1 protein-coding gene is annotated in these 12,355 nt (G+C 73.7%); it reads right to left on the bottom strand.

What is annotated here, in order from left to right; all coding sequences use genetic code 11:
• Positions 1-16: 16 nt before the first annotated feature.
• Positions 17-12,322 carry an SDR family NAD(P)-dependent oxidoreductase gene (locus tag AC068B_RS15400; RefSeq protein ID WP_478671912.1) on the bottom strand — a complete coding sequence of 4,102 codons (12,306 nt, stop codon included), beginning with the start codon at positions 12,320-12,322 and terminating at the stop codon, positions 17-19.
• Positions 12,323-12,355 lie beyond the last annotated feature (33 nt).

Raw genomic sequence — 12,355 nt, 5'->3', positions numbered from 1 at the left:
CGGGAGAGGCCGCAGGTCACAGCTCTCGGTCGATGAACTCGAACATTTCGTCGTCGGACACGTCGTCGAGCGCGTCCAGGTCCGCCGCACTCGTCACGCCCGCCGCGCCCGACGTGGCACCGCCGCCGGTGCCGGGGCCCGAGCCGTTCAGCTTCGACAGCAGGGTGTTGAGACGCCTGGCGACCCGACCGCGCGCCTCGTCGTCGAGGGCGAGCGTGACCAAGGAGGACTCGATCCTGCCGAGTTCGTTGAGCACCGGGTCCGCGGCGTCCTTCAGGGGCTGCGGTGCGCCGTCGGGCGACAGCCGCTCCCGGAGGTGGTCGACGAGGGTGGCCGACTCGGGGTAGTCGAAGACGAGTGCGGCGGGCAGTTTGAGGCCGGTGGCCGCCGCAAGCCGGTTGCGCAGTTCCACGGCGGTGAGGGAGTCGAAGCCGAGCTCCTTGAACGACGTGTCCGGGCGGATGGAGTCGTGGTCGGCGTGCCCGAGGACGCCTGCGACGTTGCCCCGTACGAGGTCGAGCAGCAGACGGCGCTGTTCGGCGGGAGGCAGACCGGCGAGGCGCGCGGCGAGCCCGTCCGCCGAGGCCGCGGCGCCCGCGGCCGCGGTGCGGCGGACGCTCCTGGCTCCCGGGGCCGTACCGGCCAGGGCGCGCAGGAGTGCGGGCCGGGACGCGGCGGGCTGCGCGGCGACGGCGCGCGCGTCGAGGTCCACCGCGACGACGTAGGGGCGGCCGTGGGCGCGGGCCGCGTCCAGGAGGGCAAGGCCCTTCTCGGTGGTCAGCGGGGTGAATCCGGTGCGCTTCATGCGCGCGAGATCCGTCTCGCCGAGGTGCCCGGTCATGCCGCTCGCCGTCCGCCACAGGCCCCAGCCGACCGAGAGGCCGGTCAGTCCTCCGGCCCGGCGGTGCTGGACGAGGGCGTCGCAGTAGGCGTTCGCCGCGGCGTAGTTGGCCTGCCCCGGGCTGCCCAGCGTCGCTGCTCCCGAGGAGAAGACCACGAACAGGCCGAGGCTCATCTCCCGCGTGGCCTCGTGCAGATGACGTGCCGCGGTCGCCTTCGCCGCCCACACCCGCGCGAGGCTCTCGGGCGTCTGCGCGGTGACCACGGCGTCGTCGAGGACACCGGCCGCGTGGATCACACCGGTCAGGGGGTGCGCCGGGTCCGTCTTGCCGACGAGGTCCGCCACGGCGGCCGGATCGCCGACATCGGCCGCGACGACGGTCACCTCGGCACCCAACTCGTACAGCCTGGCGGCGAGTTCATCACTCCCGGGCGCCTCGGGACCACGCCTGCCCGCCAACAGCAGGTGTCGTACGCCCCACTCCTTGACCAGGTGCTCGGCCACCGCTCCGGCCAGCACCCCGGTCCCGCCGGTGATGAGGACCGTGCCGTCCGGATCGAGGGTGGGCGGGATCTCAAGCACCAGTTTGCCGGTGTGCTTCGCCTGGCTCATGAACCGGAACGCCTCGCGTGCCCGGCCCAGCGGCCACGTCCTGACCGGCAGCGGCGCCAGCACCCCGGACGCGAACAACTCGCCCATCTCCGCCAGCATTTCCCCGATCCGCTCGGGTCCCGCGTGCGGCACCAGGTCGAAGGCCCGGTACCACGCACCCGCATGGTCGGCCGCGACTCGGTCGGGATCGCGCTTGTCGGTCTTGCCCATGTCGACCATGCGCCCGCCCTCCGCGAGCAGCCGCAGCGAGGCATCGGTGAACTCCCCGGCCAGGCTGTTGAGTACGACATCCATGCCGCGCCCGCCCGTCGCCTCCCGGAAAACTCCCTCGAAGTCGAGGTCACGGGACGAGGCACGATGGTCCGCGTCGACACCCATGCCGTCGAGCACGCCGTGCTTGGCAGGGCTCGCGGTGGCGTACACCTCGGCGCCGAGGTGGCGGGCGATCTGGGTGGCGGCCATGCCCACGCCGCCGGTTCCGGCGTGGATGAGCAGGGACTCGCCCGCCCGGAGCCGACCGAGGTCCACGAGCCCGTACCAGGCCGTCAGGAACACCACGGGCACCGCCGCGGCCTCCTCCAGGCTCCAGCCGTCCGGCACCGGCACGACCATCCGGGCGTCCGCGACCGCCAGCGGGGCGAAGGCCCCCTCGAACAGGCCCATCACGCGGTCGCCGACGGCGAGCCGGGTGACGTCAGGACCGACCTCCGTCACATGCCCTGCACCCTCGCTTCCCGCGAAGGTGCCCTTGTCGGGATACATGCCCAACGCGATCAGCACGTCACGGAAGTTCATGCCCGCCGCCCGCACGGAGACCCGAACCTGACCCGGCTCCAACGGCACGAGCGCCTCCGGGGCGTCGATCACCGACAGGTTCTCGAGGGTTGCCGTGCCAGAGGTGCCGAGACGCCAGGCGGACGACCCGACCGGCGGGACGAGTTCCTCGGGGGCGCGTGCGGGGTTCATGCGGGGGACGAACAAGGCGCCCTTGCGGAGGGCGAGTTGCGACTCTTCGAGGACGGATACGGCGTGGCGCAGGGCGGGCTGTGGAAGCGGGTGGTCCAGAGGGTTGCCGCTGCCGTTCGCGTTCTGCACGTCAACGTCTACGTCGACGTCGAGCAGGACGAAACGCCCGGGGTTCTCCGACTGGGCGCTGCGCACCAGCCCCCAGGCGGCTGCGGCGGACGCGTCCACGTCGTCGTCACCGTCGGTGGCCACCGCCCCGCGCGTCACCACAAGGAGACGGGACTCGGCCAACTCTGTCGCTGCCAGGAACTCCTGAACCTGCGCGAGCACACGCTCGGCGACCCGCAGGCCGTCGCCGTCCGCAGCGGCCTTGACGGGAGCCAGCACCGCCCACGGCACGTCGCCATCGGCGGTCGACACCACCACATCGGCCGGTCCGGCACCGCCCTGGAGGGCAACCCAGTCGCCCCCCTCCACCGCTTCGGAGGGCGGCGGTACGGGAAGGGGGGTCCAGTCCACGGTGTAGAGCCCGTCGACACCGCCACGGGCCGCCGCCACCAGCTGGCCGGGGTCGGCCGCGCGAAGGGTCAGCGCGTCCACGCCCAGGACGGGCGCGCCGGTGCCGTCCGCGATCACGACCCTCAGGTCACGCTCGGCCGACTCCCCCTGCGGGGAGAGCCTGACACGGAGGTGGGTGGCCCCGTCCGCGCTCAGCGACACTCCGTTCCACGCGAACGGCAGCCACATCTGCCCGTCCTCGGGCCGGTCGAGGAGCATCAGTGGATGCAGGGCGGAATCGAGCAGCGCAGGGTGAATCCCGAACCCGCGGTGGGGGCCCGCCTGTTCGGGCAGCTCCACCTCGGCGAGCAGCTCGTTCCCGTGCCGCCACAGCGCCCGCAGCCCTTGGAACGCGGGCCCGTACTCGTACCCCACCTCCGCCGCCCGCGCGTAAAAGCCCTCGACGTCCACGGCTTCAGCGCCGACCGGCGGCCACTGCCCGCTCAACCCCTCTGACCGTGTGGGGAGTTCGGAGCTCACCACACCGACCGCATGGCACAGCCAGTCGGCGCCGCCCTCCTGATCAGGGCGCGCGTACACGCGTACGTCACGTCGTCCGCTCTGCTCGTCGAGCGCTCCCACGGTCACCTGTATCTGCAGGCCGCCCTTCTCGGGCAGCACGAGCGGCGCCTGCAGCATGAGCTCGTCGAGCATCGCGCAGCCCGCCTCGTCGGCGGCCCGCAGCACCCACTCGACCAGCGCGGCCCCCGGCACCAGCGCGGTTCCCGCCACGACGTGCTCGGCCAGCCAGGACGGGGCCTTGCGGGAGAGCCGTCCTGTGAGCAAGTACGAGTCGGCCTCCGCGAGTTCCACGCAGGCACCGAGCAGCGGGTGCCCGGCGGAGGCCATACCGAGATCGGCGGCGTCCCCGGTAAGTCCGGTGGGCTGCTCCAGCCAGTAGTGCTGGTGCTGGAAGGCGTAGGTGGGGAGGTCGACGGTACGTGGGGTGGGTTCGGTCGGGAACCATCCCGTCCAGTCGATGTCGGCGCCTGCGGTGAAGGCTTGGGCGGCTGCGCGGGTGAGTTGGGTGGTGTCGCCGTGGTCGCGGCGGAGAGTGGGGATCACGGTGGCGGTGGCGTCCGCCTGTTCGATGGTTTCTTCCATGCCGAGGTTGAGGACGGGGTGAGGGCTGGCTTCGATGAAGAGGCGGTAGCCGTCGGCCAGCAACGCCTGGATGGTGTCGGCGAAGCGGACGGGCTGGCGGAGGTTGGTGACCCAGTAGCCGGTGTCCAGGGCTGTGGTGTCGGTGAGCCGTTCGGCGGTGACCGTGGAGTAGAACGCCACGTCGGTCGGCGCAGGCTGGATGTCGGCCAGGCGTTCGGTGAGCAGGTCGTGGAGCTGGTCGATCTGGGGGTTGTGGGAGGCGTAGCCGACGTCGATGACCCGGGCCCGCAGCCCGGCCTTCTCCGCGTCGGCGACCACTGCGGCCACCTGCTCCGGCGGCCCCGAAATCACTGTCGAGGACGGGCCGTTGACGGCGGCGACGGTCACGCCCGGCCGGTAGTCCCCGATCAGCTCGGCGGCCTGTTCGGCGCTGGTGCCCAGGGAAGCCATGTCGCCGTGGCCCTGAAGCTGGCGGAGGGCGTCACTGCGTACCGCCACGATCCGCGCCGCGTCCTCCAGCGAGAGCGCACCCGCGACACAAGCGGCGGCCATCTCGCCTTGCGAATGCCCGATCACGGCAGCCGGGACGATCCCCTGATCCGCCCACACCGCAGCCAACGAGACCATCACGGCCCACAGCACCGGCTGCACGACCTCGACCCGCGCCAGCTCACTGCCGTCCCCGCGCAACACCTCACGCAACGACCAGTCCACGTACGCGGACAAAGCCTGCTCGCACTCGTCGATCCGGGCCGCGAACACCGGCGACTCATCCAGCAGTTGGGCTCCCATCCCCACCCACTGCGACCCCTGCCCCGGAAACACCAACACCGGCCCCGCACCCGCAGACGCCGCCGCCCCGGACACCACATCCGCGGACACCTCACCCGCAGCCAACGCCTCAAGACCGTCCGTCAACGCATCCCGGTCCCGGCCCACCACCACGGCCCGGTGCTCGAACACCGACCGCGACGTCGCCAACGACCAACCAACATCCCCCGCCAACGCCTCTGTATCGCCCGCCACAAACTCACCCAACCGCCGCGCCTGCTCCCGCAACGCATCAGGCGTCCGCCCAGAAACCACCCACGGCACCACCACGGGATCAACCCCGGACGAGACAGGACCAGCCAGGTCCTCCGGCGCCTCCTCCAAAATCAAATGCGCATTGGTCCCCGAGATCCCGAACGAAGACACCCCCGCCCGCCGCGCCCGCTCACCACGCGCCCACGGGACCGGCTCGGTCAACAGGCGTACACCGCTCCCGTCCCACTCCACGTGGGGAGTCGGTTCGTCGGCATGGAGTGTCGCGGGGAGTTGTTCGTGGCGCAGGGCCATCACCATCTTGATGACGCCCGCCGCACCCGCCGCGGCCTGCGTGTGGCCGATGTTGGACTTCACCGAGCCCAGCCACAACGGCCGTTCCTCCGGGCGCCCTTGGCCGTACGTAGCCAGCAGGGCCTGCGCCTCGATGGGGTCACCGAGCGTCGTTCCGGTGCCGTGGGCCTCCACGACGTCCACGTCATCGGGGCTGCGGCCCGCGCCCGCCAGGGCGGCGCGGATCACACGCTCCTGCGAGGGGCCGTTGGGGGCTGTCATGCCGTTGCTCGCGCCGTCCTGGTTCACGGCGGAACCGCGGATCACCGCGAGCACCTTGTGGCCGTTGCGGCGCGCGTCGGAGAGGCGTTCCAGGACGACGAGTCCGGCACCCTCTCCCCAGCCCGTGCCGTCGGCCGACGCGGCGAACGGTTTGCAGCGGCCGTCGGGGGCCAGGCCGCGCTGGCGCGAGAACTCGACGAAGGTGTTCGGGGTGGCCATCACGGTCACGCCTCCGGCGAGGGCGAGCGAGCACTCACCCTGGCGCAGGGCCTGGGAGGCGAGGTGCATCGCGACGAGCGAGGAGGAGCAGGCCGTGTCCACCGTGATGGCGGGGCCCTCCAGGCCGAAGGTGTACGCGACCCGGCCGGAGGCGACGCTCGGGGTGCTGCCGGTCATGATGCGTCCCTCGAAGCCGTCCGGCTTGCGGGCGAGGAAGCGGGAACCGTAGTCGTCGTACATGATCCCGGTGATGACGCCGCACGGGGTGCCGCGCAGGGTCGCCGGGTCGATGCCCGCGTTCTCGAAGGCCTGCCAGGCGGTTTCCAGGAGGAGCCGCTGCTGCGGGTCGGTGGCGGCGGCCTCGCGCGGGCTGATGCCGAAGAAGCCCGCGTCGAACCGGGCGGCGTCGTAGAGGAAGCCTCCTTCTCGGGTGTAGCTGTGGCCGACCCGGTCGGGGTCGGGGTCGAAGAGTCCTGCCGTGTCCCAGCCGCGGTCCTCGGGGAACGGTCCGATGGCGTCGGTGCCGGTGGCCACGAGGCGCCACAGTTGCTCGGGGGAGGTCACGCCGCCCGGGTAGTGGCAGGCCATGCCGACGATGGCGATGGGGTCGTCGTCGGTGGCGGTGGTGCGCGCCGAGGGTACGGGCGCGGCCGGGGAGGTGTGCGGGGCGGCGTCGGGGAGGTGGCCGCGGAGGTGGCGCACGAGGGCGGTGGGGCTGGGGTGGTCGAAGATGAGGGTGGCGGGCAGGCGGATGCCCGTGGCGGTGGAGAGGCGGTTGCGCAGTTCCAGGGCGGTGAGCGAGTCGAAGCCCAACTCCTGGAAGGCGCGGCCCAGTTCGAGGGTCTCAGGTGCGGGGTGGGTCAGCACGGTCGCGATCTGCTCGCGGACGAGGTCGCTCAGGGCGCGGTCCCGGTCGGCGGCGGACATCCGTGTCAGACGGGCGCTCCACGAGGTGGGGGCCGCCGCGTTCTCTTCGGCGGCGGCCTCGGCGGTGCGGGGCGTGCGGACCAGGCCCCGCAGGGCGGGCTGAAGGGCGCGGGCGGCGGCCTGGCCGCGCAGGACGGCGCGGTCGAAGCGGGTGGCGAGGACCGTGGGGTGCGGGGCCGTCAGGGCCGCGTCGAAGAGGGCCAGGGCCTGCTCGTCGGTGAGGCCCGCGACGCCGGTGCGGTGGATGCGGGCGCGGTCGGCGTCGCCGAGCCGGGCGGCCATGCCGCCGGACGCGGATTCCCACAGGCCCCAGGCCAGGGAGGTGGCGGCGAGGCCTTGGGCGCGGCGGTGCTCGGCGAGGGTGTTGAGGAAAGCGTTGGCGGCGGCGTAGTTGGACTGGCCGCCGTTGCCGAGGACGGAGGCGCCGGAGGAGAAGAGGACGAAGGCCGCCAGGTCCAGGTCGCGGGTGAGTTCGTGCAGGCTCCAGGCCGCGTCGGCCTTGGGTGCCAGGACGGCGTCGAGCCGGTCGGGGGTCATCGACGCGATGAGGCTGTCGTCGATGACGCCCGCGGTGTGGACGACGGCGGTGAGCGGGTGGGCGGAGGGGATGTCCGACAGGAGTGCGGCGAGCGCTTCGGGGTCGGTGATGTCGCAGGCGGCGACGCGTACATCGACGGCATCGTCCACGCCGTCTTCCACGGCATCGCCGCCGTCTTCCACGCCGTCGCCCGTCAGGTCGGCGCGCAGCTCCGCGACGCCTTCCGCCGCCTCGCCGCTGCGGCTCACGAGGAGCAGGTGGCGGGCGCCGTGCGCGGTGGCCAGGTGCCGGGCGACGGCCCGGCCGAGGCCGCCGGTGCCGCCGGTGATGAGGACGGTGCCGTCCGGGGCGAAGTGCGGCTCGGCGGTGTCCGTCGGGGGCGGGGTCACGGCGAGGCGCGGTACGAGTGCGGTGCCCGCTCGCAGCGCGAGCTGTGTCTCGGCGTGGGTGGTCGCGGCGGCCAGGGCGGCGGGCAGGGCGTGGCGTGAGGCGGGGTCCTGGTCGAGGTCGACGAGCAGGACGCGGTCGGGCTGTTCGGCCTGCGCGGCCCGGACCAGGCCCCAGAGGGGGGCGGTGGCCAGGTCGGCGGGGGCGTCGTCGGCGCGGGCGGTGACGGCACCCGTGGTGAGGACGACGAGGCGGGCGGTGGTGAGGGTGTCCGCGGTGAGCCATGCGCGCAGGAGGTCGAGGGTGTGTTGGGCGTGCGCGCGTACGCGGGCGGGGAGGGCAGCGGCTGCCTCCGCATCGCCATGGCCGGTGGCGTCGTCACTGCGGCCGGTGGCGTTTACCTGCCCGGTCGCGTCGCCCAGGCCAGTCGCAAGGCCCGGGCCGATCGCGTCACCCAGGCCGGTGACGTCCGCCCGGCCGCTCTCAGCGGGCATGGGTGCGAAGACGATGTCCGGTACGGGTTCGCCGTTCTCGACGGCGGCTGTCAGGGCGGCCAGGTCCGGGTGATGGTGCGCGGTGGGGGCCAGGCCCGAGTCGTCGGATCCGAGCACGGCCCAGGTGGCGGCGGGCGGCGCGGTGTCGGGCAGCGGCAGTTGCTGCCAGTCCAGGTGGTGCAGCGGGGGCGCCGCGGCGGGGTGGGCGGCACGCCAGCGGTTGGCGGGGACGATCCGCAGCTGGAGGGCGTCGATCGTGGCGACGGGGGCGCCGTGGGTGTCGGCCAGCGTCAGGCGCAGCCGGTCGTCGCCCTGGGGGCTGAGACGGACTCGCAGCCGGGTGGCGCCGGTGGCGTGGTGGCGGATGCCGCTGAAGGAGAACGGCAGCCGCACCGGGGCGTCCGTGCCGCTTCCGCTGTCGTGGTAGAGCTCGTCGACGGCGTGCAGCGCGGCGTCGAAGAGGGCCGGGTGGAGGGCGAACGCGGCCGCGTCGGCGCGCTGTTCGTCGGCGAGGCGTACGTCGGCGTACAGGTCGTCGCCGAGCCGCCAGGCGGCGTGCACGACGCGGAAGGCGGGCCCGTAGCTGTAGCCCTGGGCGTCGAGGCGGGCGTACAGCGCGTCCACGTCGAGGGCGGTGGCGTCGGCGGGCGGCCAGGCCGTGGCATCGAGAACAGGGGCGGAGGCGGGGGCGGGGGCGGGGGCGGGGGCGGGGGCGGGCGATTCGGTGGTGCGGCCCGTGGTGAGGATGCCGGTGGCGTGGCGGCGCCAGCCGTGCGGGTCCCCGGTCTCGCCCGTCTCGTCGTCGTCCGCCGCGTCGGCGGGCCGGGAGTGGATGGTGAGGGTGCGGCGGCCGGAGTCGTCGGGGGCACCGAGGGCGACCTGAACCTTGACGGCGTCGGCGCCCGCCCCACTCCCGGCTCCAGCGCCCTCACTGGAGTCATCGAGCAGCAGCGGCGATTCCAGGGTCAGGTCGTCGATGGTGTCGCAGTCGGCGTGCCGCCCGGCGAGCAGGGCGAGTTCGACGAATGCGGTGGCGGGCAGTGGTACGCCGCCCGCGATCGAGTGGTCGGCGAGCCACGGTTGCGTACGCAGGGACAGGCGCCCCGCGAGCAGGAGGCCGCCGCCGGCCTGCCGGATGACGGCGGGCAGGAGGGGGTGGCCGGTCTCCCGGAGGCCCGCGGCGCGGGCGGGGGCCGCGGCGTCGGGGGTGACGCGCCAGTACCTGCATCGCTGGAACCGGTAGGTGGGCAGCGGCAGTTGCTCCGCGTCGTCGGGGACGAGGGCGCCGAGGTCGGCGGGTTGCCCGTCGGTGTGGAGCGCGGCGACGGCCCCGAGCAGCGTGCGGGCCTCGTCGTGCCCGGAGCGCAGGGCGGCCACGACGACCGGCTCACCCGCACTCTCCCCGGCCTCCTCGCCCGTCCGGGCAGGGAGGCAGTCCTGGACCATGGTGGCGAGGACGGGATCGGGCCCCAACTCCAGGTAGCGCACGACGCCTTGGTCACCCAGAGTGCGCAGCCCGTCGTGGAACCGCACGGGGCGGCGCACGTGCCGCACCCAGTACTCGGGGTCGGCGAGCAGCTCCGCGTCGGCGAGGCGGCCGGTGAGGTTGGAGACGACGGGCAGCGTCGGCGCGTGGAAGGTCAGGGTGCGGGCCACGGCACGGAAGTCGTCGAGCATCGGCTCGATGAGCGGTGAGTGGAAGGCGTGGCTGACGTTGAGGCGCTTGGTCTTGAGCCCGCGCCCGCGCAGCGTCTGCTGGAGGTCCGCGACGGCGGCGGCGGCGCCGGACACGACGACGGCGGCGGGGCCGTTGACAGCGGCGAGCGAGAGGCTCTCCTCCCGTCCGGCGAGCAGCGGCAGTACGTCGTCCTCGGCGGCCTGCACGGCGAGCATCGCGCCGCCCGTGGGCAGGGCCTGCATCAGGCGTCCGCGGGCCGCGACCAGCGTGCAGGCGTCCGGCAGGGTGAGCACCCCGGCGACGTGCGCGGCGGCGATCTCGCCGACGGAGTGTCCCGTCAGATGGCTCGGGGCGATCCCGAAGGAGGTGACCAGGCGGTACAGGGCGACTTCGAGGGCGAACAGGGCGGCCTGGGTCACGCCGGTCCCGTGCAGTACGGCGGCCTGCGCGGTGTCGGCGGGAGCCAACAGGACGTCCCGCAGGGGCTGTTCGAGCAGCGGGTCCAGCTGGGCGCACGTCTCGTCCAGGGACTGCGCGAAGGCGTCAAAGGTGGCGTACAACTGGGCGCCCATGCGGGGGCGTTGGCTGCCCTGACCGGTGAAGAGGAAGGCGGTGCCACCGCTCCTGGCGGGGCCCGCGGCGCGGACGAGAGCGGGGTGGGTACGTCCGGCCGCGAGGGCGCCGAGTGCGGCGACACGCTCGTCGTGACCGGTACCGAGCACCACGGCGCGGTGCTCGAACAGGGTGCGGCGCAGCAGGGTGGCGGCGATGTCGGTGGCGGAGGGGTCGGTGACGGAGGGGTCACTATCGGCCGTGGAGCTGTCGGCGTGGTCGGCCTGGTCCACATGGGCGGCGACGTAGCCTCCCAACGCGTCCGCCTGGGCGCGCAGCGCGTCGGATGTGCGGGCCGAAAGCAGCCACGGCACCGGCGTCCGCCGCTCCTCGCGGGAGCCTGCGGCGCGGACGGCTCCCCCCGAATCCGCATCGGAATCGGAATCGGGATTGGCATCGGCGTCGGCCGGGGGCGCCTCCTCAAGGATGAGGTGGGCGTTCGTGCCCGAGATGCCGAACGAGGAGATGCCCGCCCGGCGGATCCGGTCGCCCTGCGGCCAGGCCACCGGCTCGGTGAGCAGGCGCACCGCGCCCGACTCCCAGTCGGCGTGCGGGGTGGGCTCGTCGGCGTACAGCGTCGCGGGCAACGTCCGGTGCCGCAGCGCCTGGATCATCTTGATGAGGCCCGCCGCGCCGGCCGCGCCCTGGGTGTGGCCGATGTTGGACTTCACCGAGCCGAGCCACAGCGGCCGGTCCGCGTGCCGATCCTGCCCATACGTGGCCAGGAGCGCGTCGGCCTCGATGGGGTCGCCGAGCCGGGTGCCGGTGCCGTGCGCCTCGACCGCGTCCACCTCCGCGGGCGAGAGCCGTGCCCCCGCGAGGGCGGCGCGGATCACGCGCTGCTGGGAAGGTCCGTTGGGGGCGGTGAGTCCGTTGCTGGCGCCGTCCTGGTTGACGGCCGAGCCGCGGATGACGGCGAGCACCCGGTGACCGGCCCGCCGCGCGTCGGAGAGGCGCTCCAGGACGAGGAGTCCGGCGCCCTCGGAGAACGCGGTGCCGTCGGCGTCGGCGGCGAAGGGCTTGCAGCGGCCGTCGGCGGCCAGGCCGCGCTGGCGGGAGAACTCGGTGAACACGTACGGGGTGGGCATGACGGTGACGCCGCCCGCGAGCGCCAGGTCGCACTCGCGCCGCCGCAGCGCGTGCGCGGCGAGGTGCACGGCGACGAGCGACGACGAGCAGGCGGTGTCGATCGTCACCGCGGGCCCTTCGAGGCCGAAGGTGTAGGCGAGGCGCCCCGAGAGGACGCTCGGGGCGCTGCCGGTGACGAGGTATCCCTCGGCGGCCGCGTCGATGTGCGGGGTGCCGAAGCCGGGCAGCGCCGCACCCGCGTACACGCCCGTGCTGCTGCCCTGGAGTGACTGCGGGTCGATGCCCGCGCGCTCCAGCGCTTCCCAGGCGCACTCCAGGAGCAGTCGCTGCTGCGGGTCGAGGACCGCGGCCTCGCGCGGGCTGATGCCGAAGAACTCGGGGTCGAACCGGTCGACGTCGTGGATGAACCCGCCCTCGCGGGCATAGCTCGTGCCCGGGTGGTCGGGGTCGGGGTGGAAGAGGCGCTCCAGGTCCCAGCCGCGGTTGTCAGGGAAGGCGCCCAGGGCGTTGCCGCCCGCGGAGACCAGGTCCCACAGGTCTTCGGGGGTGCGGACGCCGCCGGGGTAGCGGCAGGCCATCTCCACGACGGCCACCGGTTCCTGGTCGCGCTCCTCCGCCTCGCGCAGCCGCTGCCGGGTGGCGTGCAGGTCCGCGGAGACACGCTTGAGGTAGTCGACCAGTTTCTCTTCGCTCACCATGTGCGCTTTAGCTCCCCGCCCGTGATCGCGGGG

The sequence above is a fragment of the Streptomyces sp. NPDC042371 genome (assembly GCF_056437465.1).
Note: the sequence above shows the minus strand (reverse complement) of the source record. Positions and strands in the feature narration are given on the sequence as shown.